The sequence below is a fragment of the Affinundibacterium seohonense genome (assembly GCF_014284305.1).
Classification (GTDB): domain Bacteria; phylum Pseudomonadota; class Gammaproteobacteria; order Burkholderiales; family Burkholderiaceae_D; genus Undibacterium; species Undibacterium seohonense.
This window is the reverse complement of sequence record NZ_JACOFW010000014.1, coordinates 75,745-102,270: the sequence shown is the minus strand read 5'-3', so window position 1 is coordinate 102,270 and position 26,526 is coordinate 75,745. Positions and strand designations below refer to the sequence as shown.

General features: G+C 46.5%; 24 protein-coding genes. 14 read left to right on the top strand and 10 right to left on the bottom strand.

Going from position 1 to position 26,526, the window contains the following annotated elements:
• Window position 1: 1 nt before the first annotated feature.
• The 3 genes from H8K52_RS13050 to metK form a co-directional block, all read right to left on the bottom strand.
• The gene (locus H8K52_RS13050) at window positions 2-2,086 is read right to left on the bottom strand and encodes a prolyl oligopeptidase family serine peptidase (RefSeq protein WP_186923342.1); all 2,085 of its coding nucleotides are present in this window, start codon (window positions 2,084-2,086) and stop codon (window positions 2-4) included.
• Window positions 2,087-2,305: 219 nt separating this feature from the next.
• A complete protein-coding gene (locus H8K52_RS13045) occupies window positions 2,306-3,214 on the bottom strand; it encodes a M14 family zinc carboxypeptidase (protein WP_246464516.1) in 909 nt (302 codons plus the stop codon).
• Between the two features lie 19 nt (window positions 3,215-3,233).
• The gene (metK, locus tag H8K52_RS13040) at window positions 3,234-4,412 is read right to left on the bottom strand and encodes a methionine adenosyltransferase (RefSeq protein WP_186923341.1); all 1,179 of its coding nucleotides are present in this window, start codon (window positions 4,410-4,412) and stop codon (window positions 3,234-3,236) included.
• A 285-nt stretch (window positions 4,413-4,697) separates the two neighbouring features.
• Between metK and H8K52_RS13035 the strand changes: the two genes are divergently transcribed.
• Both H8K52_RS13035 and H8K52_RS13030 read left to right on the top strand, forming a co-directional pair.
• A complete protein-coding gene (locus H8K52_RS13035; RefSeq protein WP_186923340.1) occupies window positions 4,698-5,558 on the top strand; it encodes a lysophospholipid acyltransferase family protein in 861 nt (286 codons plus the stop codon).
• Window positions 5,555-6,451, top strand: a complete 897-nt coding sequence (locus H8K52_RS13030; protein WP_186923339.1) for an LpxL/LpxP family acyltransferase — start codon at window positions 5,555-5,557, stop codon at window positions 6,449-6,451. Before H8K52_RS13035 ends, H8K52_RS13030 begins: the two co-directional genes overlap by 4 nt.
• A 105-nt stretch (window positions 6,452-6,556) precedes the next feature.
• On the opposite strand, the gene phhA is transcribed toward H8K52_RS13030, so the two are convergent.
• Window positions 6,557-7,441, bottom strand: coding sequence for a phenylalanine 4-monooxygenase (gene phhA / locus H8K52_RS13025; protein ID WP_186923338.1), 885 nt, complete (start codon window positions 7,439-7,441; stop codon window positions 6,557-6,559).
• 76 nt (window positions 7,442-7,517) lie between these two features.
• Window positions 7,518-8,636, bottom strand: coding sequence for a 4-hydroxyphenylpyruvate dioxygenase (gene hppD, locus H8K52_RS13020; protein WP_186923337.1), 1,119 nt, complete (start codon window positions 8,634-8,636; stop codon window positions 7,518-7,520).
• Between the two features lie 195 nt (window positions 8,637-8,831).
• Between hppD and H8K52_RS13015 the strand changes: the two genes are divergently transcribed.
• The 5 genes from H8K52_RS13015 (at window position 8,832) to H8K52_RS12995 (ending at window position 11,620) form a co-directional block, all read left to right on the top strand.
• Entirely contained in the window at window positions 8,832-9,332 is a 501-nt protein-coding gene (locus tag H8K52_RS13015) for an Lrp/AsnC family transcriptional regulator (protein ID WP_186923336.1), read from the top strand.
• A gap of 467 nt (window positions 9,333-9,799) precedes the next feature.
• Window positions 9,800-10,189, top strand: a complete 390-nt coding sequence (locus H8K52_RS13010; protein ID WP_186923335.1) for a hypothetical protein — start codon at window positions 9,800-9,802, stop codon at window positions 10,187-10,189.
• A 62-nt stretch (window positions 10,190-10,251) separates the two neighbouring features.
• Entirely contained in the window at window positions 10,252-10,851 is a 600-nt protein-coding gene (locus H8K52_RS13005; protein WP_186923334.1) for a hypothetical protein, read from the top strand.
• Window positions 10,852-11,108: 257 nt separating this feature from the next.
• Window positions 11,109-11,330, top strand: coding sequence for a hypothetical protein (locus H8K52_RS13000; protein ID WP_186923333.1), 222 nt, complete (start codon window positions 11,109-11,111; stop codon window positions 11,328-11,330).
• Window positions 11,327-11,620 carry a BrnA antitoxin family protein gene (locus H8K52_RS12995; protein ID WP_246464514.1) on the top strand — a complete coding sequence of 98 codons (294 nt, stop codon included), beginning with the start codon at window positions 11,327-11,329 and terminating at the stop codon, window positions 11,618-11,620. The genes H8K52_RS13000 and H8K52_RS12995 overlap by 4 nt, the downstream gene beginning before the upstream one ends.
• A 244-nt stretch (window positions 11,621-11,864) precedes the next feature.
• Here H8K52_RS12995 and H8K52_RS12990 read toward each other — a convergent pair whose 3' ends face one another.
• The 5 genes from H8K52_RS12990 to H8K52_RS12970 form a co-directional block, all read right to left on the bottom strand.
• The gene (locus H8K52_RS12990; RefSeq protein WP_246464512.1) at window positions 11,865-12,875 is read right to left on the bottom strand and encodes a PstS family phosphate ABC transporter substrate-binding protein; all 1,011 of its coding nucleotides are present in this window, start codon (window positions 12,873-12,875) and stop codon (window positions 11,865-11,867) included.
• A gap of 65 nt (window positions 12,876-12,940) precedes the next feature.
• Window positions 12,941-13,771: a hypothetical protein gene (locus tag H8K52_RS12985; protein ID WP_186923332.1), complete on the bottom strand. Its 831-nt coding sequence runs from the start codon at window positions 13,769-13,771 to the stop codon at window positions 12,941-12,943.
• A gap of 111 nt (window positions 13,772-13,882) precedes the next feature.
• Window positions 13,883-15,139, bottom strand: a complete 1,257-nt coding sequence (locus H8K52_RS12980; protein WP_186923331.1) for a multifunctional CCA addition/repair protein — start codon at window positions 15,137-15,139, stop codon at window positions 13,883-13,885.
• Window positions 15,140-15,157: 18 nt separating this feature from the next.
• A complete protein-coding gene (locus tag H8K52_RS12975) occupies window positions 15,158-15,877 on the bottom strand; it encodes a glutathione S-transferase family protein (RefSeq protein WP_186923330.1) in 720 nt (239 codons plus the stop codon).
• 8 nt (window positions 15,878-15,885) lie between these two features.
• Window positions 15,886-17,898, bottom strand: a complete 2,013-nt coding sequence (locus H8K52_RS12970) for a lytic transglycosylase domain-containing protein (protein ID WP_246464510.1) — start codon at window positions 17,896-17,898, stop codon at window positions 15,886-15,888.
• Between the two features lie 127 nt (window positions 17,899-18,025).
• Between H8K52_RS12970 and H8K52_RS12965 the strand changes: the two genes are divergently transcribed.
• From H8K52_RS12965 to H8K52_RS12935, 7 genes are all read left to right on the top strand, one after another.
• Window positions 18,026-18,634 carry a 5-formyltetrahydrofolate cyclo-ligase gene (locus H8K52_RS12965; RefSeq protein WP_186923329.1) on the top strand — a complete coding sequence of 203 codons (609 nt, stop codon included), beginning with the start codon at window positions 18,026-18,028 and terminating at the stop codon, window positions 18,632-18,634.
• 135 nt (window positions 18,635-18,769) lie between these two features.
• The gene (locus H8K52_RS12960; protein WP_222613775.1) at window positions 18,770-19,273 is read left to right on the top strand and encodes a DUF1924 domain-containing protein; all 504 of its coding nucleotides are present in this window, start codon (window positions 18,770-18,772) and stop codon (window positions 19,271-19,273) included.
• The gene (locus tag H8K52_RS12955; protein ID WP_186923328.1) at window positions 19,245-20,021 is read left to right on the top strand and encodes a cytochrome b/b6 domain-containing protein; all 777 of its coding nucleotides are present in this window, start codon (window positions 19,245-19,247) and stop codon (window positions 20,019-20,021) included. The genes H8K52_RS12960 and H8K52_RS12955 overlap by 29 nt, the downstream gene beginning before the upstream one ends.
• 442 nt (window positions 20,022-20,463) lie before the next feature.
• Window positions 20,464-21,165, top strand: a complete 702-nt coding sequence (locus H8K52_RS12950; RefSeq protein ID WP_186923327.1) for an SOS response-associated peptidase — start codon at window positions 20,464-20,466, stop codon at window positions 21,163-21,165.
• Window positions 21,166-21,356: 191 nt separating this feature from the next.
• Window positions 21,357-24,167 carry an insulinase family protein gene (locus H8K52_RS12945; RefSeq protein ID WP_186923326.1) on the top strand — a complete coding sequence of 937 codons (2,811 nt, stop codon included), beginning with the start codon at window positions 21,357-21,359 and terminating at the stop codon, window positions 24,165-24,167.
• 223 nt (window positions 24,168-24,390) lie between these two features.
• On the top strand, window positions 24,391-25,278 hold the full coding sequence (locus H8K52_RS12940; RefSeq protein WP_186923325.1) for a metallophosphoesterase family protein: 888 nt from the start codon (window positions 24,391-24,393) through the stop codon (window positions 25,276-25,278).
• Between the two features lie 124 nt (window positions 25,279-25,402).
• Window positions 25,403-26,311 carry a DMT family transporter gene (locus H8K52_RS12935; protein WP_186923324.1) on the top strand — a complete coding sequence of 303 codons (909 nt, stop codon included), beginning with the start codon at window positions 25,403-25,405 and terminating at the stop codon, window positions 26,309-26,311.
• Window positions 26,312-26,526: the final 215 nt, after the last annotated feature.

Here is a 26,526-nt window from a genome sequence, read left to right as displayed (position 1 = left end):
TTTACTTCAGCATATTCCACAAAAACGAATACGTAATCGCACTCATATCCGCGCGCTGTGCATTGTTTGCAGCACCGCCATGTCCGCCTTCAATATTTTCGTAGTACCAGACATTTTGATGACCCTGATCTAGCATCTTCGCTGCCATCTTGCGTGCATGTCCAGGATGTACGCGATCGTCACGTGTCGAGGTAATAAACAAGACATTTGGATATTTCAATTCCGCTTTGACGTTGTGATATGGGGAGTATTGTTTGATGTATTCCCATTCCGCTGGCACATCAGGATTACCATATTCACCCATCCAAGAGGCACCCGCTAACAACTTGTTATAACGCTGCATGTCGAGCAAGGGAACTTGACTCACCACGGCATTAAACAACTCAGGACGCTGGGTTAATGCCACGCCTGCCAACAAGCCACCATTACTACCACCCATCGCACCTAAATGTTTTGCGCTAGTGATTTTGCTAGCGATCAAATCCTCTGCGACTGCGGCGAAATCATCATAAGCACGTTGACGATTTTGTTTTAATGCAGCTTGGTGCCAGCGTGGACCATACTCACCGCCACCACGAATATTCGCCACTACGTACACGCCACCTTTGTCTAACCACGCTTTACCGATACCACCAGAATAAGATGGCGTTAAGGATACTTGGAAGCCACCATACGCGTATAACAAAGTTGGATTGCCGCCATCGAGCTTGATGTCTTTCTTGTGCACCATGAAGTAAGGTACTTTGCTACCGTCTTTTGATGTCGCAAATTTTTGTACTGCTTGATACGGACTAGCGTCAAAAAAGCTTGGCGCTGATTTCAACAACTCACGTTGATCCGTACCAGCCTTGGCCAGATGTAAAACACTTGGGGTCAAGTAATCTGAGTAACTCAACAGATACTCGTCAGATTTTTCTGAATCCAATGGACTAACACCGACCGCGCCCATCGTCGGCAAATTCACATTGCGCGCCACCCATTTACCTTGCTTGAACTGCAGTTCAACCAAACTACTCTTCACATCTCGTAACAATTGCATTAAGAGATAATTCTTGGTCGCTGTTACACCAGTGAACGACGCATTATCGGTTGGTTGAAACAGGACTGTGAAGTTACGATCACCTTTCAAAAAGGCTTCAAAATCAATCGCCAAGACACTACCTTGCGCGTAAGTTTTACCGCCAGTAGTCCAAGTTTCATTCGGGGTCACGATGAATTGCGTGCCAAAAAATTCATAGCCAGTCTGTGCAGGGATATCAAGTTTCAACAACTTACTACCGCGCATCAAGAAAACTTCAGAGGTATAAAAAGTCACCGCACGATTCACGATTTCATGTGTGATGCCACGATGAGTAGCACGACCAGCAGACACGCTGATATCTTCTTTCTTACCCTCAAAAATGGTTTTTGCTGTACTGATCGGTGTGCCACGCGTCCACTCCTTAACAATGCGTGGATAGCCAGAATCCGTCATGGAGCCAGCGCCAAAATCAGTACCAACAAATAGCGTATTTTTATCACGCCACGCGACATTCATTTTTGACTCTGGCAGGCTAAAGCCGTCTTTCACAAACTGCTTCGTCTTTAAATCAAATTCACGTATCGTCACCGCATCCGCGCCACCGCGCGACAAATTAATGATGCAACGATCGTAGGCAGGCTCGCGACACTGGCTGCCTTTAAAAACCCAGTTTTCATTTTCCGCTTTGGCAATCGCATCGAGATCCATCACCATTTCCCATTTTGGCGATGGCTTACGATACTCCGCTAAACTGGTTTTGCGCCAAACACCACGCGGATGTTCGGCATCCATCCAAAAGTTATAAACAGCATTACCAATTTTTTGTATGCCAGGGATGCGGTCTTTGGAATCAAGGATCACTTGCAAATCGCTACGTAACTTCAGAAAGCCCGCATCGTTATCGAGCTTATTACGCGTTTCCTGATTGCGCGCTTTGACCCAATCCAAGGCCTTCTCGCCACCCACGTCTTCCAGCCATTGATGTTTATCATCAGTCTGCGCCATGGCATTATGAACACTGAATAACATTGCAGCCAGCGCGAGTAATTTGACTTTTGTTTTCATGATTTTTATCGTTGAAGTTTTTGCTTGATGGTTTTAGGAAAGATATTCTCATCGGTCAGATTCTTGGCAATAGACAAAGCATTGTAGAAGCAGTCACAGCAGCTAGGAGTACATTTTAGCGACGATCAATAGTTGCGCCTAAATCTTACGAAAAAAAGAATAATGAAGTATAAACGCAATACGCTGCGACAGTGAAGCATCAGAAAAATGCGGACTCAATCAGTTCTTACGTGCGGAGATATGTTGACGTATCCAAATTTGCATATCTTGCCAAATACGGGCGATTTCACTTGGACTTGGCATTACTAAAGCGTGCGGCAGCTCTATCGTTAGCACCGGAATGTCTTGATGCATGCCGCTGTAATTTCCGAGGGAGCCAGGATACACGCCTACCCGATTGAAATGCAGACGTCCAAAGCGCGTTGGCGGTTGCGCCGGACCATCTAGATCAAGCACACCAAATGGTGCATGCACGGAGATGATGACATCGGGTTGAAAGGATTTAATCGTATCGTGAATCCATTTACTTTCTGGCTCAGAAATTGGTTTCTTTCCTGGGAAGCGCCGTGGATCGCTTTTGGTTTTTTTCGCCCAATATTGCAATGCTTCTTTATCCCAATCCGGGGTTGGAAAATTACGATTTAAATCGACGCCACGTGCGTTCACACGCGTAGACTTCGCTGCGAGCAAGCCATCGGGATTCACGAGAGGCGCAACTTTCCATTGAAATTCCTGCACGCCGGATTTACTCATCGCAGCCAGCCATTTAAAAACTACCGCCGTCGCCGTCTTTTCATCACCATGTATACCACCGATCAACAAGACACGTCGCACTTTTTTAATGTGTGGATCAATTGGAAAATCACGCGTCATCAATGGTATGGCCTTGAATGAACGTCCATCACTGGGTGCCAATTTACTCAGTACGCATTCATTCAAAGATACTTTAGGCAAGCGTGGCGTCACTTGCTTACACCACTGGTGTAACTTAACGGTAGCAGGCACTACTTCGGCACGCACCGTCGAATGCATCAATGCACAAAATAAAAAGAGCGATGCGCTCAATCGTCGCATCGCTCTCCCTTGATGTTTCTTCACGTTCGACAAAACCAACTGACGTTTCAACATGAAGGATAAATCCTAATGATTACAGACCAGCCGCTGCACGCAGGATTTGCGCCTTGTCGGTACGTTCCCAAGTGAATTCTGGTTCTTCACGACCGAAATGACCGTAAGCCGCTGTTTTTTGATAGATCGGACGTAACAAATCTAACATTTGAATAATGCCACGTGGACGCAAATCAAAATACTCGTTCACCAATGCGGCGATCTGATCATCTGGAATCACGCCTGTGCCTTCGGTGTATACAGTCACATTCATAGGACGCGCGACACCAATCGCATACGCAACTTGAATCTGACATTGCTTCGCCAAACCAGCAGCAACGATATTTTTTGCGACATAGCGTGCAGCATAGGCAGCAGAGCGATCCACTTTTGTAGGATCTTTACCAGAGAAAGCACCACCGCCGTGTGGACAAGCGCCGCCGTAGGTATCAACAATAATTTTACGACCAGTCAAACCGCAGTCGCCTTGTGGACCACCAACGACAAAACGACCTGTCGGGTTAATCAGAAACTTAGTATCTTTCAACCATTCTGCTGGCAATACCGGGCGGATAATTTCTTCAACGATCGCTTCCACAAATGATGGCTTCATCTTATTGCCATCGCTTTGATCTGGGCTGTGCTGAGTAGACAAGACTACAGTATCGATACTATGTGGTTTGCCATCAACATAACGCATCGTGACCTGACCTTTTGCATCAGGGCGCAAGAAAGGCAAACGCCCATCTTTACGCAATTGCGCTTGACGCTCTACTAAGCGATGCGCGTAGTAAATCGGTGCTGGCATGAGCTCTGGCGTTTCATCACATGCATAACCAAACATCAAACCTTGATCACCAGCGCCAATATTCAGATGATCGTCAGAAGCATGATCGACACCTTGGGCGATATCATTGGATTGTTTGTCGTAAGCGACTAAAACTGCGCAGCCTTTGTAATCGATACCGTATTCGGTATTGTCGTAACCAATACGCTTAATCGTATCGCGCGCAACTTGAATGTAGTCAACATGTGCGTTCGTGGTGATCTCACCTGCCAATACCACTAAGCCGGTATTGACTAAGGTTTCAGCAGCAACACGGGAACGTGGGTCTTGGTCAAAAATCGCATCCAAAATTGCATCAGAAATTTGATCTGCAACTTTATCTGGGTGACCTTCAGAAACAGATTCTGAGGTGAAGAGAAAATCATTTGCCATCGCAGGCTCCTATAAAAATGTGACGTAAAGTCGCAGTAAGAAAGAGTTCCTGCGACGCTTTAGCGAAATTTATTACCCGCTTCGCAAGTTGTCTATTTAACTCGGCGGGGGCTCCTTTTTATTCGAAGATCTGAGTGCAGATTACTCTGCATCATTTCATTCAGGTGCCAATCTGTGCTATTTTACGCCTCTTACAGGATTCGTGTCGAATTGCCTTAGATTTTTGAGGTTTATCAATATAAAAGAATCCATCATTTTTAGTAATTCACCATCATTTCCAGACTCATGCTAATTCGTCTGTTCCGTTTTTTATCGGTCTTTCCGCTTCCCGTTTTACACTTTATCGGAGTCGTACTCGGCTACTTGGTATATGCGGCATCACCGACTTATCGCAAGCGTATGCGTAACAATATGGCATTGGCCTCATACGAGCAGCAACTAGGCATTGCTTTACGCGAAGCGGGTAAAAATATTATGGAGTTGCCATTGATTTGGTTAGGCAAACCAGAACGACTAGCGGCAAAAGTTCGTTTAGAAAATTGGGAAATCGCCCAAGCTGCAATTGATGCAAAAAAAGGCGTGATTTTTTTAACGCCGCATCTAGGGTGTTTTGAATTGTCGGGTAAGTCAATTGCCTTGCGCACCAAAATGACCGTGTTATACCGACAACCCAAAAAAGATGCCTTGAAACCCTTGCTAGAAGATGCTCGGGCATCCAGTGGCATGTTACTTGCGCCAGCGAATTTATCTGGTGTGCGTGCGTTGGCAAAGGCCTTAAAAAAAGGCGAAGCGATTGGTTTACTACCGGATCAAGTACCGCAAGAAGGCGAAGGTGTATGGGCAGATTTTTTCGGTAAGCCGGCTTACACCATGACCTTATCGGCAAAACTAGCCGCAATGACGGGCGCCCCAATTATCTTGACCTATGCGGAGCGTTTGCCGTTTGGTCGTGGCTTCGTACAACGCTTTGTGCCATTTACAGAATCACTCGACGGCGATGCCGCTCAACAAGCACGAGCAATTAACAAGGCAATGGAAAAACTCATCGCCAATGCGCCAAGCCAGTATTTCTGGAGTTATCACCGCTATAAAAAGCCCGATGGCGTAAGCGGACCAGACGACATTAATTCACAGGAAAACGCATGAGATTTGCCGTATTAATTATGTGGCTGCTGCACTGGTTGCCGCTGCCGATCTTGGCGCGTATTGGTGAAGGACTTGGTAGTCTTTTATATTTAATATTAAGTCGCCGCCGCCACATCTGCTTAACAAATTTGCGTTTATGTTTTCCGCAAATGCCAGAATCTGAAAGAAAGAAGATCACACGACGCCATTTCCAAGTGTATGTACGCAGCGTGCTCGAGCGTGGCATTTTGTGGTGGTCATCAGAACGCCGTTTACGTAAATTGATTCACGTCGAGTATGCAATGCCGATGGCAGAAATGACGAGCTCGCCAACAATCTTTATGTGTCCGCATTTCGTTAGTCTGGATGTGGCTGGCGTGGCTGTGATGCTGGAATCCTCGCTGTGCTCAATCTACACCACGCAAAGAAACAAAACTTTCGACAAAGCCTTGCGCAAAGGCCGTTCGCGTTTTCGACCAGTCAAATTGTTCTCGCGCGCCGAAGGTGTCAAACCCATCATTCGTGCAATGAAAGAAAATCTACCTTTCTTTATGTTACCTGATATGGACTTTGGCGCCAAAGACGCAGAGTTTGTTTCCTTCTTCGGCGTACCGGCGGCAACATTAACCGCACTGCCACGGATTGCAGCAGCAACCCATGCCAAAGTCATTCCTGTGATCGCTAGCATTCGTCCTGGTTACGACGGCTGGGATGTGAAGTTTGATAAGGCTTGGGAAGACTATCCGCATCAAGATATTGTCAGCTCTACCCGCTTTATGAATGCCTACATTGAATCAGAAATTCTGCAGATGCCCGCCGAATATTTTTGGACGCACCGCCGCTTCAAAACCCGGCCAGAGGGCGAACCTAGTGTGTACAAGAATACGCAGCAATTTCACGATACTCACCACTAAAGTGGATCACACGATCTTGCCATGCAAGATGACAATAAAAAAGCTGCGCAATGATGACGATCACTGCGCAGCTTTTTTCTAGAACTACTCTAAATTAAATTTAATTCAAGCGCCAGGCAGTAATTCAATTTCATCTTCCAGCAAAGTATTCGCTGGCAATACGTCCATACCTTTTAATTTTTCATAAATTGGTGTGAAATCAGGCGCTGTACCATCAAACAATTGTTGATAACTATCGATCACAAAATAGGTCTCTTGATAAGAATCAATTTTGTATAAAGTACGTAAGCAACGCTCGATGTCTAAACGGATATGACGCGACTTCGTACCGCGCGTGAGACAGTACTCAACTTCACCACCGGATGACAAAATACCCGCGCCATAAATACGAACTCCAGCAGGTGTATTGATTAAACCAAATTCCACGGTGTACCAATACAAACGCGCCAACTCATCTAAACCACCAAGACGCATTGCTTTCAAACCACCCTGACCATAACGCTGCATATAATCCGCGAATACAGGATTAAACAACAGAGGGACATGACCAAAGAAGTCGTGGAATACATCCGGCTCAACAATGTAATTAAATTCCTCTGGTTTGCGTAACCACACCGTGACCGGGAAGCGACGATTCGCGAGATGATCGAAGAAAGTTAATTCAGGAATCAAACCAGGTACAGCGACGATAGTCCAACCCGTTGCGGCAAACAATTCCTTTGAGGTCTTCTCGAACACCGGAATTCCTGCACTAATATCCATCTTCGCCAGAGCTTCAATAAACTCGTCACAAGCTCGTCCAGGCAACAAGGCTGATTGACGCTGATACAATTTGCGCCAGAGCTCATGCTCTTGCTCGGTATAGTTATCCCAATTTTGTTGCACAACATAGTGCGCATCCATGTGTTCATAGTCACCGCGTAGTGCGGCACCGTTCGACTTCTCGGCAACTGTCGCCAAAAAGTCTTCGTTCGAAACTGAGGTATCCATCTTGTTATCTCCAAAAAAAAGCTAACGTATTGTTAGCTTTTTTATTTGTTATTCGCTGTAATTAGCTCGTGACCAATTACGCTGTTGTCGTTGTATCGTCTTTCAATACACCACGACGAATTTGATCTAATTCAATCGATTCAAACAAAGCACGGAAGTTACCTTCACCAAAGCCTTGATCGCCTTTGCGCTGAATCACTTCAAAGAAGATAGGGCCAATGACTGTCGTCGTGAAAATTTGCAATAACAATTCACGCGTGGTTTCAGTACTCTTACCATCAACCAAAATACGCAATTTGCGCAACTCATCCACGTTCTCGCCATGACCTGGCAAGCGGCGATCAATCAAATCATAATAAGTATCGATCGTGTCTTGGAAACTCACGCCTGCCGCCTTCATATCGATAATGGTTTGATACACATTGTCGGTACCCATCGCAATATGCTGTACACCTTCGCCATGATACAGATCCAGGTATTCTGAGATTTGCGATTTATCATCAGAAGACTCGTTAATAGGAATACGAATTTTGCCGCATGGTGACGTCATCGCTTTTGATTTCAAGCCGGTTAATTTACCAGCGATATCGAAATAACGAATTTCGCGGAAGTTAAACAAAGTTTCATAGAAATCAGACCATTCCGCCATGCGACCACGATGGACATTGTGCGTTAAATGATCGATGTAAGTTAAACCATGTCCTTTTGGATTTGGATCCACACCAGGAATTGCTACGAAGTCAGCGTCATAAATACTGATGTTACCGATAGCACCTTTCTCGGCACCATCTTTACCCTGCCAACGATCAACAAAATACACTAAAGAATCGCCAATACCTTTAATCGCTGGAATATTCAATTCCATAGGACCAGTTTGATTATCGAAGCCCCAAGCACCGAGTTCCAAGGCACGTTTATAGGCGTGGTTCGCATCTTTGACACGGATCGCAAATGCACAAACGGATGGGCCGTGTTTGCGAGCAAAGCGTTGCGCAAACGAATTTGGCTCCGCATTGATAATGAAATTCACGTCGCCTTGACGATACAAAGTGACGTTCTTGGTACGATGTTTTGCAATCGCTGTGAAGCCCATTTCAATGAACAGCTTTTCAAGTTCTTTTGGTTCTGGCGCAGCGTATTCGATAAATTCGAAACCATCTGTCCCCATCGGGTTTTCCCAAGTTTGGATCGTCATTCTTATCTCCGGTTAAAGTGTCATTTTCTAAAACGCAAAAACATGTTTCGTTTACTCTGATCAAAACAAAGCTTCTTTGCGCCAAATCAATCCGCAAGTATAAAGCCTCTACAACGCCATAAAATTCCAAATTACTGCACAAGAACGACTATTTAAGCAATAATATTGCCAACTTAAATCGATAAAACGCAGAATATGCCCCAAATAGCACTCGATAAAATTGATCGCAAGATTTTAGCGATTCTACAAGCCGATGGTCGACTCACCAATCAAGAGGTTGCCGAACGTGTCAATCTGTCTCCGTCACCATGCTTGCGCCGTATCAAAAGACTAGAAGATGCTGGCGTCATCCGCAAGTACGTTGCGTTGATTGAGGCCGAAAAAATTGGCTTAGGATTACTTGCTTACATCAATGTCCGTTTAGAAAAACACACCGATACACCAGCAAAAGGCAACTCAAGATCGCCTCGCATCGATTTCGCTGCTTCGGTAGAACAATGGCCTGAGGTAGTCGCCTGCTATGCCATGACAGGTGAAATGGATTATTTACTACGAGTTCGAGTCGAAGACATGAACCATTTTTCCCGTTTTATGATGGAGACCTTACTGAAACATCCAGCCGTGTTAGACGTCAAATCCAGCTTCGCACTTCAGCAAATTAAAGATACGACCGCCTTACCCGTTGGGGGCGGCTAGATCTTATGCGAAGCCCTAGGCTGTGAATGACGTATTTTCATTTTAAGAAATCCCAAGCAAGTTCTAGCTCCCCCAAGCTTGACATTGTGGGTACCAACTAACATCAAACAACGAACTACTACCATGAAACAATTGACCCACGCGATTTTCAGTGCCATGGAGTTAGATTGAGTATTTGCCTTCAACGAGGCAATCAATTGCATTTGAGTTGCACCACACGATTGCATAGAGATACGCCTTGCATTTCTCCAACATTCGAATCGCTTCCTTGACACGCCCCAGAAGCTGGGTAGAATGCCGAAGGAATTGTAGTGACGGTTTTCATAGAAAATTTAATACTGATTAAATATTTAGTACATTCATGAAGAGCCTTACTACAAAAGGGTTTCAAGACTATTTTTTTAACTTTGTATGCGAACGATGTCGGGCTTATTCGACGAACGGTCGCGGAAAACAGGTTAAACATCATGAAGTTGCTGCTCAAGCGATGTGGAAGTTGTGGCGTCGAATACAAACTGGAAAATGTCCGCGTGGACGATCATTGGAATAAATGGACAACTGAGCCGGCATTCTGCTATTGCCCGCATTGCGACGCTAAACTTGATGGTGTTCACCCTGATTCGATCGACTTAGCTAAACACTTAACACCTACTAACGTAATCATTTTTATCGGTCTCCTTATTGTTTTCCTTATTGGTACTGTGACAAATACACTTTTGTTTTCAGGAACGTCCAGCGTAATAGGATTTGGATTGTGGTTGGCTGCGAAATCAACAGTTAAAGATCATAGAATCATTGGCTGGCTACTAGTTGGTATTGCAGTAACCATTTTTGGAGTGGTCGCCGTATATGTTTAACTCATTGCTCAAAACGGGCACGCAAGCTTGCCGTTTAGCGTGGCGTTATGCAAAGGAATAGAATGACCGATGAACAATATAAAAAGATGACTTCTGCTGCAGAATTTTTTAATGAGACTGCTAGAAAATTTCTTGTTACCGAGCATGGACTTCATGCAGAAACCCTCATCTCGTCTGTTGCCAGAATGGCTGGTTCACTGATGTATAGAAGCTTTGGGTTTGACGAAAAAATTGAACCAGGGACTGCTGTTTTATCTGATAAAGCAAATATTGAAGGCCCCAAATTAATGAATGGGATGTACGCCACACTCAGACAATTGGGTCATCAAATTGAAGAGGAAAATACCAATCGAGAGTACGCCTCAGGAAAATTCTCTCAACTAAATTTCAAAGAGTCTCATGATCGTCTTGCCGCATTTTATCTCGCATATTGCAAAGCAGCCGCTATTTCATTTCAAGACGCAGCATTTGGCGCATCAATCGCCACAGCAATTCTTGTACATGACTGTCGTAAAGTTTTAGCTGTCGAAAAAGGCGCGGCGCTTGCTATTTATGGTTTTGTTGAGGGAACAAAAACTGCACCCTATCCGACAGACGCAAGCATGCCACCGTCATCTGTCCCTTCTTCGCCTCCAAAGAAACCTTGGTACAAAATATGGTGATTCGTTTTGCAGTAGCACATACTGAGATTATGCATAACATGACAGTCGAAGGTGAAGCCGCAGTGCTGCCTCGCCTTCGAGCTAGCAACTCTTCGCGGCTCACCTCGCTTTTGCGTTAACCCTCAGGAGAGTTCACATTGGCAATCGTTGATAGGATTTCGTACGCCTTCCTCGGGCTCTTTTTTGGGGTGCTTGTCGGAATTGCCTGCTGGTGGCTTTACGGCCTTGCGCACTCCTTAAATTACGACGGTCCGGGCATGGACCCAATCCTTCGTCACTGGGTCACGTACGTGGGTGGTGTTTTCGCCGTATTGGGTTTCCTTTTCAGAGAACGTGTCGGTGATTTCATTGGCGACACCATCAGCGGAATCTTCCACTTCGAAGCTAATGACGCACTGGGATCGACCGCGAGCTCCTTGGTTGGCTTAGTGTTCTTGGCGATCATCATCGCCGCTGTGTGGTTTACAGTTCCGACATGACCCTGACATCGATTGATCTGCTCGTTTTGCCAAGCGTGCCTTGGCGTTCAAACGAGACGCTACTTACCGAAGGCGAAATCATGAGAGACGAATACGATTCTTCGAAAGCAAGCAAAAATCCCTATGTTTCACAACTCAAAAAGAAAATCACTATCCGACTTGATGAGGAAAGTATTAATTACTTCAAATCTATTGCAGAAGGTATCGGCATTCCATATCAAAGCCGTATCAATTTATATCTTCATGATTGCGCAACATCACACCGTAAGTTGAGCCTCAGGTGGAAATGAAATTTAACAAGAACTTCTACACAAACACGCAGGCGTGCGTGTCAGTTTGGTGTTGATGGCAAAGTCCATTCAAACACACAATTAGACATCGTTTTTCTCATTTCTCGCGGAATTGACGTTTCGCTTTTTGGGCGCAACGATTGCCACTACTCCACTGATTCCACCATTTATCAGTAAACAAAAAAAACCGGCCATAGGACCGGTTTGTAAAGAGAGATACGACTCAATGATGTGCAAGCAGGGCTTAGTTTTTCGGCTCACGTTTCAATAATTCTTCAATTGTGACGCCAACTTCCGCCTCGCCGCCGAATGCGGTGCCAGTTTTCTTCACTTTATAATTGACCATCGTGTGGCGATAATCTTTCATCGATAAAGGAATGTATTTGACTTGCTTCGCGATTGCGTCAGCGTTGTTGAGATAATAGTCAACAAAGGCGCGAACCTCTGGGCGCTCATCTGATTTCGCATTGACATAGATAAATAAAGGACGGGCTAAAGGTTTATAGCTTGCGTCTAACACCGTTTTCACCGATGGCAAGACTGCCGCTTTACTATCTTTCGCAATGATCGCTGCGGCTTTCAACTTCTTACTATTTTCAGAGAAGTAGGCAAAGCCCAAATAGCCAAGCGCGTTAACATCACGAGAAACCGCTTGCACGATCACGTTATCATCTTCAGAAGTCGTGAAGTCTGTGCGACTCAACTTTGCTTTGCCGTTAATCGCTTCAGTGAAGTAATCGAAAGTACCGGAGTCTGCGCCTGGGCCGTACAATTTGATCGGTGCTTTAGGCCAAGCTGGATTGACTTGATCCCAAGTCGTGATCACACCTTGCGCTGCTGGTTCCCAAATTTTCTTGAGTTCTTCGACGGTGATCTTACTCAGAAATTTGTTCTTTGGATTAATCACCACGGTTAGTGCATCGAATGCGACTGGCAATTCCAAATAGTAAATGCCATTTTTTGCGCACTCCGCCATTTCTTTTTTCAAAATCGGGCGCGACGCATCAGAGATATCTGTTTCACCTTTGCAGAATTTCTTAAATCCACCACCTGTACCAGCGATACCGATGGTAAATTTTACGCTGCTATTCTTTTCGCGAAAACTTTCAGACACCGCCTCAGTGATAGGGAACACCGTGCTCGATCCATCGATCTTAATGATCGATTGTGCTCTAGTAGGCTGTGCCGCCAAGATGCCTGCCAACATGAACAGAGATATTGAAGCGAGAATTTTTTTGTGTTGTGCTGGTTTCATCTTGGTTCCTGGAATTTCTGAAATAAGGGTTCAGTACATTAATCAGTTTGATCAGTTTGATGCAATTAGCGTTCAGCAATAATGCTTGGATCAGGCGGCAAGCCATAGCCGAGGCGCACGATTTCCACCATCATTTGTGCGATGCGATCACTAGTAGAAGAAATATTGCGCAAATCTTCGGCGCGCAAACTTGGCGAGCTCAAAGCTTTTTCGTAAAACATCCACTGTTGTTGCGCCAATTGGAGACGTTCTTTCAGAGGCTTATCGTCTTGTGCTTCATCGGCGAGCAAATTCATGCCATTGACGAATTCAATCCGTGACTGCGCCAAATCAACTTGCAAACCCTGTTTGGCTTGCATATTTTTATCCATGGAACGCAGTAAAACGATTTTTGCCATCCGTTGCGCCAATGAGGCTTGACGTAAAGCCAAACCTGTTACACGCGCCGTGGTGTCGTTTGATTCTGCTTCGATGGCGAAAGACAAAAAGTTCATCTTGATCAACAGATCTTCATTCACGTCATACATCGCTGCGGCTGTCTTGGCGCTGAGTCTTGGTAGAGATTCGACTTGATCATTGAGTGCGATATTCACCCGATTAAAAGCTTTACCTGTTTTATCAGAGCGCATTTGACGCGAGAGGTCTTTACGCAAACGATTAATATTGTCTAGGGAGCGGGAACGCTCAATTTCAGTATGTCCGCTCAAGATACCGAGCGCCATCTGCAAACTCAACTTATAACTGCGTTCAGACTCCAAACGAAACATGCCCGCAGTCAGCAAAGCTGGTGGAGCGAGATTGGTGCCTGGCACTTGCACCGGCCGATAATCGGCGCTGGCAGCAGCACCGCAAAAAAACATCGAGGCAAGCGTAAGTTTGAGGGTTTTGTGTAACATCATTTTCTCTATCATCTGGAATTGAACATCAATCTTTTGGCTTCACCTGGGTGCAAACGGTGACGCTCTTATTTTGTGTTCGAATTGTAGTGACAGGATATGACGAGATTATTACAGTGCGCTAATTTCGGCTTGCAGCTTGTCTTGGGTGACTAGTCGGATCGCGTCAATACGGGCGATCCGAATTGCCTCAGCAATTTTTTGCGGCTGTCCTAAGAATTTTTGCGCGACCTCACCAGCATTGACTGACAACGCTGCATTGAGTACTGACGTGAGAAAACTCACTTGTGGAAATTGAATATTTTCCAAACCAGATCGTCCAAAGCAATCACATTCGGACGCCTTGAGCATGTCTAAAAATCGCTGTGGTTTGCGGAAGGCATCGTTGCGTTCCAACATGTCTTGCAAGGTTGCTGCACGCATTTCACGGCTGCGTCCCACGTTGCCATGATCACGCGCAGTCATGATGGCTAAATCGCGGCAATCGCTTGGTACTTTTAAGCGTTCACACAAATTTTTGACCAATGTGATACCACGCTCCTCGTGCCCATGATGTCGCGGCCAGGTGGCAGGATCGGTGGTTCCTTTTCCCAAATCGTGCAGTAGTGCAGCAAACCGTATCGGCAGAGAAAACCCTTGTTGCGCCGCGTAATCGACCACTAACATGATATGCACGCCGGTATCGATTTCGGGATGAAATTTGGGTGGTTGCGGCACGCCCCACAAGGCATTCAATTCTGGCATTAAGCGCTCTAAAGCACCGCATTCACGCAAGACTTCAAACATGCGCGACGGTTTTTGTTCCATCAAGCCACGTGAGATTTCTTGCCACACGCGCTCGGCAACCAGGGCATCAACCTCGCCTGCTTGCACCATGGATTTCATTAACGCCATGGTTTCAGGCGCAACGACAAAGGCATGCGGGGCGACTGAGAAGCGCGCGGCAAATCGTGCTAAGCGCAAAATTCTGACTGGATCTTCCTCGAAGGCTGCGGAGACGTGACGAAAAATTCCCTTTTCCAAATCGGCGCGACCATTAAACGGATCAGTCAACACGCCGTGTTCATCACGTGCGATCGCGTTGATCGTGAGATCCCGTCGCACTAAATCTTGTTCTAACGTGACTTCGGGATCCGTGTGAAACACAAAGCCTTTATAACCGGCAGCGGTTTTCCGTTCGGTACGCGCTAAGGCATATTCTTCGTGTGTTTTAGGATGCAAGAACACAGGAAAATCTTTGCCAACTGGCGTGAATCCCTGTGCCAACATTTGTTCTGGCGTAGCGCCGATCACCACGTGATCGCGGTCTTGTACAGGCAAACCTAAAAGCGCATCGCGAACGGCACCACCAACAACATAGGTTTTCATCGCGCGTCTGATCGCCAGTTAAGGAAAATCATATTTGGGTAAATCATCTTTTTCATCCAAAGCGCCAAGTACCCATTGCGTCACAGCAGGATGAGCTTCAATCCGCTCACAATACGCCTGCAAGGCTGGCGCCAATGACACACCATAGCTTTTAAAGCGCATCACGACAGGCGCAAAAAAAGCATCGGCAATCGAAAAATCACCAAACAGAAAACGATGCGCGCCATAAGTTGACAAACAATCTTCCCAGATTTCGCTGATGCGACCGATATCCGCTTGTGAACCAGCAGTACGTCCTTTGCCAGGAAATCGTGCACGAATATTCATCGGCATCGCCGTGCGTAATGCACTAAAACCTGCATGCATTTCTGCACAAACACTGCGCGCTGCCGCACGTGCTCCCACATTTTCTGGCCACAAGTGATAAGTCGGAAAACGCTCGGCCAGATATTCACAAATTGCCAGTGAATCCCAGATCACCAGATCATCACCCAACAACACCGGCACTCTTCCAGACAAAGAATATTCAGATATTTTTTGGGTGGTATCAGGTCTGTCCAACAGGACTTTAATTTCCTCAAATGGGATCCCAAAGCTCTTCATGACTAACCACGGACGCATCGACCAAGAAGAGTAATTCTTGTTACCAATCACCAATCTGTAATTACTCTTACGCATGGCATTGTGCAAAGGCGCTAAGGTCGTTTGCAGATCGAGATTCGTTTCATTCGTTTGCATAGCTACTCCTACTGATATTCCGGTTCGTCAGCACTCATTCCCTTTGGTACAACCGTACCCAAACGGGCTTTCAAGGATTGTGGTTTTTTTTCAAAAATCGCAGCGTAATAGGTGGCGTTGGACAATACATTTTTAACATAATCACGGGTCTCTAAAAAGGGAATCGTCTCCGCAAATATCGCGCCTTCGACGGGTCGCGTCAGGGTCGAGCGCCAAGCGCGTGGTCGTCCAGGTCCGGCGTTATAGGCTGCCGACGCCAAGGCTTGCGAGCCGCCTAAATCAGTCAGTACCATATTGAGATAATTTGTCCCTAATGCGATGTTGGTTTCCACTTCATTGACTTGATGCGGCACATAATTCGACAAGCCGATTTTCTTTGCTACCCACTTGGCAGTCTGAGGCATAACCTGCATCAAACCGGATGCACCAACATGGGATTTAGCCGCTGTAGCAAAACGAGACTCTTGTCGTATCAATCCATATACCCAAGCCATATCGACGCCGACAGCCTGAGTCGCTTTATACATACTGTCGTTAAACGGCGTTGGAAAACGTTGATTAAAATCGACATCAGACTTGGTCTTATCGGAGGTATTGACCATGCGATCGAGTAATTCGTTTTGTCTTGCAAACTCGGCTGCCGCCAATAATTCGCGTTCGTTCATACTACGTAAAGCCCAATTCCACTCGCGAGTGCCTTCGAAACGTAAATTCATCGCATAGAATTTTAAGGCGCGTTGCAAATTAGGGTTTTGGGCAATGGGTGCCAATTCCTCTGGTGTTACTGGCTTGATTGACAGAGGCACACCTATTTTTTGTCCGCGTTCCTCCAAAGCGAGCTGCCCATAAAAATGCATCTGATCTGAAATGCTGGCAAAAATCGACTGCGCCTCTTCTTTTTTACCCTCTTGTTGCAGAGCGCGACCGTGCCAATACACCCAAGCAGGCTGATTCTTTAAACTGACTGGCATCGCTGCAATCGACGATTTCACCATCTTCCAATCGCCCTCGCGCAATGCCATACGAACTCGCCATTGATAGCCATCCAGAGTCAAGCTGGCGCCGTCCGCATGTTTCCAATACCCTAGTGCTTCTGCTTGTAACTTCTGAGAGGCTGGTAAGGCAATATTAGCCCAGGCTTGCGTCTTTTCGGCTGCGCTTAGTTTTCCTGCGAATTTTTGCAAGGCGGCGACCGATTTTTCTGGATCGGTCTTGGCTGCGCGACCTAAAGCTAATAAAAATAACTCGCGGCTGAGGCGATCATTGGCAGGTTCTTTTTTGAATAAATTATTCGGCTTATCCATAGCCTCGATCAAACGTTTTTCGGGGATATTGAGCATTTTCCCTAAACGTTTGGCGAGCGGCATGGCTGAAGCCTCGGCGGCAATACGCATTTGCGCCCAGATATCAGCATCCGTGAATTGTCCCTGATCGTACAGGGCATTGATTAATTGGTAGCAGCCATCGCCGTATTGTTTAGGCGAGGTGATCAAAGCTCGTGCGTCAGCGGCCACGCGCTGCTGTTTTACGACCTTGGATAACAGCGCATAGCATTTTACTTGGCTATCATCATTGACCACATACAAGGGCAATTGCTGGTCGAAATTAGCCCAATCTCCGCGAAACCCTAATACCAACAACCAATCATTGCGCAATCGATCCGCGATCGCACTGCCTGCATATTTTCTAAAAAAATCTTGAATTTCAGCAGCCGATACGGAACGTATGCGGGTTCGTAAAACATAGTAATCCACATACGAGGGAATCGCATATTGGCCCAACTGTGATGCATGCATCTGCGCCGCTTTGGCGTCATCGTGAATGGCCGCGTCTCGCAGCGCCATAAACCGATCGTCATCATTAATGACACCAGGTACGGGGTCAAATGCCAGCGATGCAGCAAGCTCGCGCGAATATTCGGCCTGTGCCAATTGCGGCGTCGTTAAACTCAAGGACAATAGCGCCATGACGCCCGACATCAACAGACGATTTGATCTGCCTACCAATTTTTGTTCTGACATTTTCAAGCAAATTCCTTTAAAACCACGAGGTCTCGGTTAACATGTACATTAGATACAGATGCGTTTCATTAACTGATACATTAGATACAGATGCGTTTCATTAACTGATTAACCAATTTTTGACAGTATGACACAGCCACCAGATAGCGTAAAAGAACAAATGCCAGTCACCGCTCCCTCCCGTTCGCAGCTACGGCAGCATTTACGGCAACTACGTCGCGATATTCCATTAACAAGCAAGCAAGAATGGGATCTTCAAATTACGGATACATTAAGGCAAAGAATTCATCAACTAGCTCCACGACTGATTGGCGTCTACTGGCCGATCCAACAAGAGCCTGACTTACAACATTGTTTTCGACAATTGCACAATGAGGGCTACCAGCTCGCCCTGCCGATCGTGGTATCAAAATCTAAAGCACTGAAATTCGTCGCCTGGGCACCCGATGATGCAATGGATCAAGATGACTACGGGATTCCAATCCCGCAGCAACGCGAACAAACAGTAGTGCCAGATTTACTGATCATTCCCTGCGTCGGGTTTAATCAGCAATGCTACCGATTGGGCTATGGTGGCGGATTTTATGATCGCACCCTCGCTGCGTTAAACGCCGTGAACAGTATCGGTGTTGCCTATCAATTAGCCCTGACTGAGTTCGCCGCTGAGAAATTTGACCTGCCTCTTGGCGAGATCGTGACGGAATTAGGCATCGTAGCAAAAACGTCCCCAGCTTAAATAACGCACACAGGACTGATACAGATCAAACTTCTACCACTTTATCTTTAGAAAGCGCATGGTTGACGCAAGAGCCTAGCAAGCCTTAAGCCAAATTTAAGATTCATAAGCCAAGATGTCACACAAGGAGGCGCTATGAATCAGATCCTATTTCCCAATAAATTCACCAAACCAATATTGCATTGCTCCCTCAGCTTCGCGCTGATGTGCGGTCTCGCAATCTCGGCAACGGCACAAGCAGAAACACCGCAGAGCATTCTCAAACAATATGAAGCTCAGTCTAAACAGACGGTCTCGCCCGATCGCGGACGGGTTTTATTCACCACCAATCATGGCCGTGATTGGTGGTGCGACTCATGTCATGGCAATCCACCTACCCAAGCCGTCAAACATGCCTTGACCGGGAAAAGTATTACACCGCTAGCACCAGCCTTTAGTCCCGAACGATTCACCGACGTCACCGCAGACGTGCCGCAACATAGGATCACCAATTCCGCTTGGTTTATCCACAAGCATGACGACGTATCAGCTCAGACCTGGAAGCTAGCAGCAGTCAAAAGTCCATCCAATTGCATAGCCTGTCATCAACAAGCAAATTTAGGAGATTTCAATGAACACCGTGTCCACATCCCCCGCTAGTGCTAGTGATGCTAGTCAGCAGACTACAACTTCACACGCAGAACTCGCCAGTCACAGTAAACCCGACTATGTCAAAGTATGGGATCTACCCGTACGTCTAATCCACTGGTTAATTGCGCTCTGTTTCACAGGCGCTTACCTGACCGCCGAAAGCGAAAGCTGGCGTCTGCTCCACGTAACGCTGGGCTATACCATGGGTGGCTTAATCGCTTTCCGTGTTATTTGGGGTGTGATCGGCACTCGCTATGCACGCTTCTCTGAATTTGTCCGTAGCCCGAGCGCCGTGTTTCAGTATTTACGCAGTCTCATGACAAAATCACCTGAACATTTCACAGGACACAATCCGGCTGGTGCCATTGCCGTCCTCTTACTGTTAGGCTTGGGTGCAGCGATTAGCGTCTCGGGTTACGCCCTGTATAACGATCTGGGCGGCGAGTGGATCGAAGAAGTCCATGAATTGCTTGCGAATGCCATGCTTGCCATCGTGTTTATTCACATCGCTGCGGTTCTTATTTCCAGCCACTTGCACAAAGACAATCTACCACTAGCCATGATTACCGGAAAAAAACGTCGTATCGCCAGTGCCGCCATCGCATCAACTTGGCGCAGTGTCGCGCTTGTTATACTGTTGGCGGTAATCGCTTTTTGGGTTTGGCAATGGCAACAAGCGCCGACAGCTCAGCAAACCCAACGCAGCGATCAAATCAGCGCAGCCGATCAAGCTAAAAGAAAAACAGACGACGACTAAATGCACGTCTTGATAACAGAAGTTGATTCCTTACTCGGCGATGGCGTGGCGACTCGTATTCTGCCGCGTACATTCAGTGCGGAGGGACACTAGTGTCGGGAGTGAAATTTTGTATATTCGGGAAACGCTGATAGCGACTGACTTACACGATGGCAATGCATGAATGGACTTGAAATAGAACGATAAGTGGTGGGTGTAAATATTCCCTCTCCCGCATGCGGGAGAGGGTTAGGGTGAGGGTAGTTCAGAAACTACACCGCCATTTCATACGACGATTTGGTAAAGAAATGGCGTTCGTTATATTTTTAAATATCGTTCAACAAATCTGACAATCCCTCATCCTTGCCTTCACACACCATGTTCTGTTTTTTCTGAAAGGCATTCGCTCTGGTCGCATTTTTTTGCGACAATAGAGCCGACTCATCAACACGATCAACATCCTATGTGCGTTAATTACACCCCCACTCGTAAAGATCAGATCACGGCAAAATTTAATGCCGTCGACCAAACTGGCGAAGAATGGCGACCTGAAACCTGGCAAGACTACGCAGCACCATTCATTACCCACGATGATCTAAAGCGTCGTCGCGCCCTATTGGGTAATTACAGCATGATCCCAAAGGCGAAAATCGCCCCCGGTGTAAAACGCTTTAGCACCATGAATGCGCGCGCTGAAACCCTAGGGGAATTACGTAGCTATGCCAAACCTTGGCGCGAAGGCCAATTGTGTCTGATTCCCTTGCAAGATTTTTTCGAACCCAACTACGAGAATGGCAAGGCCGAACGCTGGCAAATCGGCTTGCATGACAGCAGCGATTTTGCCGTTGCAGGTCTGTATCGAAGTTGGGATGAGCCCGACGGTCAACAAAGTTTTTCCTTCACACAGATCACGATCAATGCGGATGATCATCCCTTGATGAAGCGCTTCCACAAACCGGGTGAAGAAAAACGCTCGCTGGTCATCTTGCCGGAACAAGATTACGACGAGTGGTTAAGTTGCTGCAATCCAGAAATGGCACGCGCCTTCCTTCAACTTTATCCATCCGAAAAAATGTGGGCAAGACCTGCAGAAGTGCCTCAACGCAAAGCTAAAGCACAACAAACGGCAGTAACAACTCAGGCGTCACTGTTTGCGGATGAATGAAGCCAACAAGCATAACTAATTCAAAAATATTTTTATTCACACTTTGAGAAATTATCCAAGCATAAATGGCAATATACCGAATTAAACGTCACCATTGCCGACAAAAGTTATCATTATTACTTTTAGCTAATTGCAAATAATTAGCGAATCCACTATGTTGTTCGCCTCGTTGTATTTTTTAAGGATTTTCCGTGAAATTAATCACCTTACTTATGTTGAGTGCCGGTATTTTGACGCCTGGCATCGCATTTTCTGCCACAGCAACTGACACAACCACAACGCCGATCAGCGCCACTAAATCAAAACAAATCAGCGCGCCAGTCAAAGTCACCTCGGTTGAAGGCATTACCGAATATCGACTCGGCAACGGTATGCGCGTGGTTTTATTTCCAGATGCGAGTAAGCCAACATTGACGACAAATTTGATCTACATGGTCGGTTCACGTCACGAAAATTACGGTGAAACTGGTATGGCGCATTTGCTAGAGCATCTCTTATTTAAGCCTAGCGCCAACTTCGGCATCAAAAAAGGTACCAAGTCACCCGTTGAAGTTTTGAATGCGACTGGCGCAGAATTTAATGGCACAACTTGGTATGACCGTACCAATTACTACGCCACCTTTCCTGCCAACGAAGACAACCTGAAACAAATGCTGGCAATGGAAGCAGATCGTATGATCAACGCGGCCATTGATCAAAATGATTTGTGGAATCCAAAAACGCAAAAAGGCGAGATGACCGTCGTTCGCAATGAATTTGAGATTGGTGAAAGTGATCCTATCGGCGTGACCACCGAACGGATTCAAGCGGTCGCGTATGACTGGCACAATTATGGCAAATCCACCATCGGTGCGCGCTCCGATATTGAGCAAGTCAACATCCCTCGCCTACGTGCTTTTTACAAAAAATACTACCAACCAGACAATGCGATTTTGATGATCGCCGGTAAGTTTGATGACGCCAAAATTCTCAAGCAAGTCAATGACTTATTTGGCCGCATTCCTAAACCTAACCGTACGATTGATCCGACATACACTACTGAACCAACGCAAGATGGTGAACGCGCCGTCACCGTACGCCGCACTGGTGGCACGCAATTTGTTGGCGCGGGTTATCACATGGCACCATCCGCGCATATTGATTCGGCTGCCTTAGGTTTAGTCGCTAATATTCTCACGAGTGCGCCAAGCGGCCGCCTGCACAAAGCTTTGGTAGAAACCAAACTCGCGACAGCCATTAACTACAATACCGTCAGCAATCTCGAACCTAGCTATGGCATCTTTGGCGCCATCGTACCGAAAGAAAATAAGCTAGATGCCGCGCAAGACGCATTGCTCACCACTTTGGAAAGTTTAAAGAGCTCACCAATTACGCAAGAAGAATTGGATAGAGCCAAACAAGCGGCGCGCAAGCAAATTCAATTAGCTTTGAACGATACCGCGCAATTGACCATCGCATTGACGGAATCCATGGCAGCAGGCGACTGGCGTTTGTTCTTTATTGAGCGCGATCAGATCGAAAAAATGACATTGAAAGAAGTACAAGCGGCCGCCGAAAAATACTTAAAGTCGAGTAATCGCACCCTAGGTAAATTTATCCCAACGGAGACCGCCGACCGCACTGAAGTTCCCTCCACGCCTAATGTCTTGACTATGGTCAAGGATTACAAAGGACAAGCTGTTGTCGAACAAGGTGAAGCCTTTGATACTAGTCCCGCCAATATCGAAAAACGTACACAAAGATCAAGCTTAGCGAATGGCATGAAGCTGGCTTTCTTACCGAAGAAAACCAAAGGTGCAACGGTCAGCGTCAGTTTGCGTTTACGCATGGGCACTGAAGCCAGTTTGCAGGGCAAAGCCGAAGTCGGGCAATTTACAGCAGCCTTGTTAAACAAAGGCACAGAGCGCTTGTCACGTCAGGAAATTAAAGACAGCTTTGACAAACTCAATGCGCAGGTCAATATCGCAGGCAGCGCCGAAGGCGTAACCGTCAATGTCACGGCAACCCGCGACAAATTAGCTGCCGCCCTCGAACTCGTTGCTGACGTGTTGCAAAAACCAAGTTTCCCTGTCAATGAATTCGAAGAATTCAAATTAGCCGTGATCGGCAGAATCGAGCAATCGATTCCAGAGCCGCAAGCACAGGCAAGCAATGCAATGGGACGCTTGACAGATGCGACACCTGCGGGCCATGTCTTGCATATTGATACTTTGCCTGAACAAGTGATTGCCAGCAAAGCCGTGAAACTAGACGATATTAAGGCCTTTCATCAGAACTACTTTGGTGCTGACAATGCAAGTCTAGCTGCGGTCGGTGACTTTGATAGTGTCGCTCTGAAAGCACAATTAAACACTTTATTTGGCAACTGGAAAGCCAAACAAAACTATCAACGTGTTGCACGCACCATGAAAGCTGTGGCAGGTGAAAAAATCACATTGAACACACCAGATAAAGCCAGCAGCTTCTTGCTCGCGGTTCATCCCGTCGCGATCAAAGACGATGCGCCGATTTATCCAGCTTTACTGATGGCCAATCACATGCTGGGCGGAGGCGCTTTACGTAGCCGCTTGGCAGATCGTATTCGTCAAAAGGAAGGCCTGTCCTACGGTGTTGGTTCGTTCCTAAACGTACCAACTCAAGACCCTGCAGGACTCTGGGCAGCCTATGCTTTAAGCGCACCACAAAATACTGGCAAAGTCGAAGCCGCCTTACGTGAAGAAGTGCAAAAAGCGTTGGCAGAAGGCTTTACCGAAGCTGAATTGACGGAAGCGAAAAAAGGTTGGAAACAGGCAGAGGAAGTCGGCCGCACGCAAGACGCGGGACTGGCAGGTCAGCTGGCTAGTTATTTGGCGATTAACCGCACCATGAAATTCGATCAAGCTTTCGAAGCTAAAGTGGCGGCACTAACGCTGGCGCAAGTCAATGACGCCTTGCGCCAGTTAATCAAACCGGAGCAAATTTCCATCATCAATGCTGGCGACCAAGCTAAGCTCGGAAAGTAAGCATAAATCAACATGGGCAAAATGACGTTTTCCATTTTGCCCATGTTGACCTCGATAGTCTACCCATCACCTGCACATGCTTGAACTTCAGATATGCGAGTAAAATACTGCTTTACTCGCTTCCTGTTCACGTTCGATGTCCAATTTACTTCCCACTGCGTTCCGATATACTCTGACAAGAAAGCGTATTCTTTGGGTTTCCTGCCAAGTTTTACTATGCGTATTGAGTCTCACAGGACTCAACACGGTCGCTGTCGCCCAGAGCAAAAAAGTCCAAACAAACGCCCAGCCCATCATTACGCTCTACAGTGCGGGCGATATTGCTGATTGTCGAAAAACTCCTGCCGAACAAACGATGGCAGCGCAGACAGCCAAGCTGATCAGCACTGATTTAGCAAGGAATAAAAATGCCTATGTCATCACCCTTGGTGACAATACCTACCCGATTGGTAAGCCAGAAGAATTCAACAACTGTTACGACAAGACTTGGGGTAAATTCAAAGCCATTACCCTGCCTTCTCCTGGCAACCATGATTACGGTGTGCCGATGGCCAATGGGTATTACAATTACTTTGACGACTTGGCTGGTCCCGGTCGTCGCGGTTATTACAAAAAAACACTAGGTAATTGGCTGCTCCTTTCGCTCAACAGTAATATCAAAGGTCAAGCCATGCAAGAACAAAAGCGCTGGCTAAAAGGTGTATTAGCGCAACGACAATCTACATGTGTGATGGCGTTCTGGCATCATCCCGTATTTTCCTCAGGCGGTCACGGCAATGTTCAAGCCATGCGAGAGGTATGGGAAATGTTAGCCGATGCGCGGGTAGATCTGGTACTCAGCAGTCACGATCACGACTACGAACGTTTCGCGCCTCTAGATAAACATGGCAGACCTGATAATAATGGCATACGCAGTTTCGTCGTCGGCACTGGCGGCGCCAATTTGACCAGCATGTTGTTTGTTAAAGACGGCAGTGAAATTCGTCAAAACGATAGTCATGGCGTCCTGAAACTTCAACTACGTAGCAATAGCTATAGCTGGGAATTTCTCAGTGTGACCAAGCCCAATCAACAAGGCTTCACTGACCAAGGTGACTCGAACTGTCATTAACTATATTAACCATGCGAGCGCCTTCATAATAAAAATAGTTGCTCAATAATGAGGTATCGACGTTCAACGATCATCTCACTCGATCCACCGCATTTGAACCAACGATACAAAGCACAAGGTCTTCATGCCATCTTCTTTACTGTTCATTATTGCCTCACTGATCTGGGGTTCTACTTTTTGGGCGATCACCCAGCAATTGGGTGAAGTCGCCCCCGCCGTGTCGGTCGCCTACCGCTTCGGCTTAGCATCCTTGACTTTGTTCGTCTGGTGTTTATTGCGAAAGGATGACCTACGCCTACCGTGGAAATTGCAAGCCTGGCTTGCCTTGCAAGGCTTCTTCACTTTTTCGCTCAGCTATTTATGTACCTACTCTTCAGAACAGTATTTGGTCTCCGCGCTGGTGGCGGTTCTGTTTGCGTTGATGGTCATTTGGTCGCCTATTACAGAGCGCCTGTTTTTTAACAAACCTCTCAGCCTAAGAATCTGGGGTGCGGCTTTGATTTCTATCACTGGGGTGATTTTATTATTCTTCCCAGCACTCAAAAGCAATTGGGAAGAAACTCACTCTGGCCATGAGACCCATTTTTTACTAGGTCTGGGACTAGCCTTAACTGCGACTCTAGCGAGTACATTTGGTAACCTCGTGGTCGTGAAAGTACGTCAGCAAAGTCACAATGTCTTATTGACGATGGCTTGGGCAATGGCATGGGGGACATTGTGGGTCAGTTTGTTTGTCATCGGTACAGGACAACGCTGGACCTTGCCATCGACCACGGCCTACTGGCTTTCTCTTCTTTATTTATCATTATTTGGTTCCGTCATCGCCTTTGCTTGTTACTTCACCCTCATCCATAGAATCGGTGCGCAAAAGACCGTTTTTATCGGTGTGATCACACCGATCATCTCGGTACTGCTATCAATCCAATTAGAAGATTACCATCCAGGTTGGATTGAATGGGCTGGCATGATTTTGTGTCTTTCTGGTGTCGTTTTAGCCTTGGGTGGCACTACGAAACCGCTTAAGGCAAGCTAAGACTAAAGGCCAACATAGTGGTTTGACAGTAAGTATCACGCATACGCGGATACTCATCCTGACATGAGCCATCGTCGCACCTCAAACATTGCCATTAAATTTATAATTTAAATCATATTGTGGATACCAAAGGCGATGCCTTGTTATGGAAAAACCACATTCGCCAGCAAGCAAGCTTTCGTCTTCATGACAGGCCGTTTTTTTGGGTTATGCTT

What these genes read in the sequence shown, in the direction of transcription:
- H8K52_RS13050 (WP_186923342.1), bottom strand. Translation starts at nt 2,086, where the DNA reads ATGAAAACAAAAGTCAAATTACTCGCGCTGGCTGCAATGTTATTCAGT.
- H8K52_RS13045 (WP_246464516.1), bottom strand. Translation starts at nt 3,214, where the DNA reads ATGTTGAAACGTCAGTTGGTTTTGTCGAACGTGAAGAAACATCAAGGG.
- metK (WP_186923341.1), bottom strand. Translation starts at nt 4,412, where the DNA reads ATGGCAAATGATTTTCTCTTCACCTCAGAATCTGTTTCTGAAGGTCAC.
- H8K52_RS13035 (WP_186923340.1), top strand. Translation starts at nt 4,698, where the DNA reads ATGCTAATTCGTCTGTTCCGTTTTTTATCGGTCTTTCCGCTTCCCGTT.
- H8K52_RS13030 (WP_186923339.1), top strand. Translation starts at nt 5,555, where the DNA reads ATGAGATTTGCCGTATTAATTATGTGGCTGCTGCACTGGTTGCCGCTG.
- phhA (WP_186923338.1), bottom strand. Translation starts at nt 7,441, where the DNA reads ATGGATACCTCAGTTTCGAACGAAGACTTTTTGGCGACAGTTGCCGAG.
- hppD (WP_186923337.1), bottom strand. Translation starts at nt 8,636, where the DNA reads ATGACGATCCAAACTTGGGAAAACCCGATGGGGACAGATGGTTTCGAA.
- H8K52_RS13015 (WP_186923336.1), top strand. Translation starts at nt 8,832, where the DNA reads ATGCCCCAAATAGCACTCGATAAAATTGATCGCAAGATTTTAGCGATT.
- H8K52_RS13010 (WP_186923335.1), top strand. Translation starts at nt 9,800, where the DNA reads ATGAAGTTGCTGCTCAAGCGATGTGGAAGTTGTGGCGTCGAATACAAA.
- H8K52_RS13005 (WP_186923334.1), top strand. Translation starts at nt 10,252, where the DNA reads ATGACCGATGAACAATATAAAAAGATGACTTCTGCTGCAGAATTTTTT.
- H8K52_RS13000 (WP_186923333.1), top strand. Translation starts at nt 11,109, where the DNA reads ATGGACCCAATCCTTCGTCACTGGGTCACGTACGTGGGTGGTGTTTTC.
- H8K52_RS12995 (WP_246464514.1), top strand. Translation starts at nt 11,327, where the DNA reads ATGACCCTGACATCGATTGATCTGCTCGTTTTGCCAAGCGTGCCTTGG.
- H8K52_RS12990 (WP_246464512.1), bottom strand. Translation starts at nt 12,875, where the DNA reads ATGAAACCAGCACAACACAAAAAAATTCTCGCTTCAATATCTCTGTTC.
- H8K52_RS12985 (WP_186923332.1), bottom strand. Translation starts at nt 13,771, where the DNA reads ATGTTACACAAAACCCTCAAACTTACGCTTGCCTCGATGTTTTTTTGC.
- H8K52_RS12980 (WP_186923331.1), bottom strand. Translation starts at nt 15,139, where the DNA reads ATGAAAACCTATGTTGTTGGTGGTGCCGTTCGCGATGCGCTTTTAGGT.
- H8K52_RS12975 (WP_186923330.1), bottom strand. Translation starts at nt 15,877, where the DNA reads ATGCAAACGAATGAAACGAATCTCGATCTGCAAACGACCTTAGCGCCT.
- H8K52_RS12970 (WP_246464510.1), bottom strand. Translation starts at nt 17,898, where the DNA reads ATGTCAGAACAAAAATTGGTAGGCAGATCAAATCGTCTGTTGATGTCG.
- H8K52_RS12965 (WP_186923329.1), top strand. Translation starts at nt 18,026, where the DNA reads ATGACACAGCCACCAGATAGCGTAAAAGAACAAATGCCAGTCACCGCT.
- H8K52_RS12960 (WP_222613775.1), top strand. Translation starts at nt 18,770, where the DNA reads ATGAATCAGATCCTATTTCCCAATAAATTCACCAAACCAATATTGCAT.
- H8K52_RS12955 (WP_186923328.1), top strand. Translation starts at nt 19,245, where the DNA reads ATGAACACCGTGTCCACATCCCCCGCTAGTGCTAGTGATGCTAGTCAG.
- H8K52_RS12950 (WP_186923327.1), top strand. Translation starts at nt 20,464, where the DNA reads ATGTGCGTTAATTACACCCCCACTCGTAAAGATCAGATCACGGCAAAA.
- H8K52_RS12935 (WP_186923324.1), top strand. Translation starts at nt 25,403, where the DNA reads ATGCCATCTTCTTTACTGTTCATTATTGCCTCACTGATCTGGGGTTCT.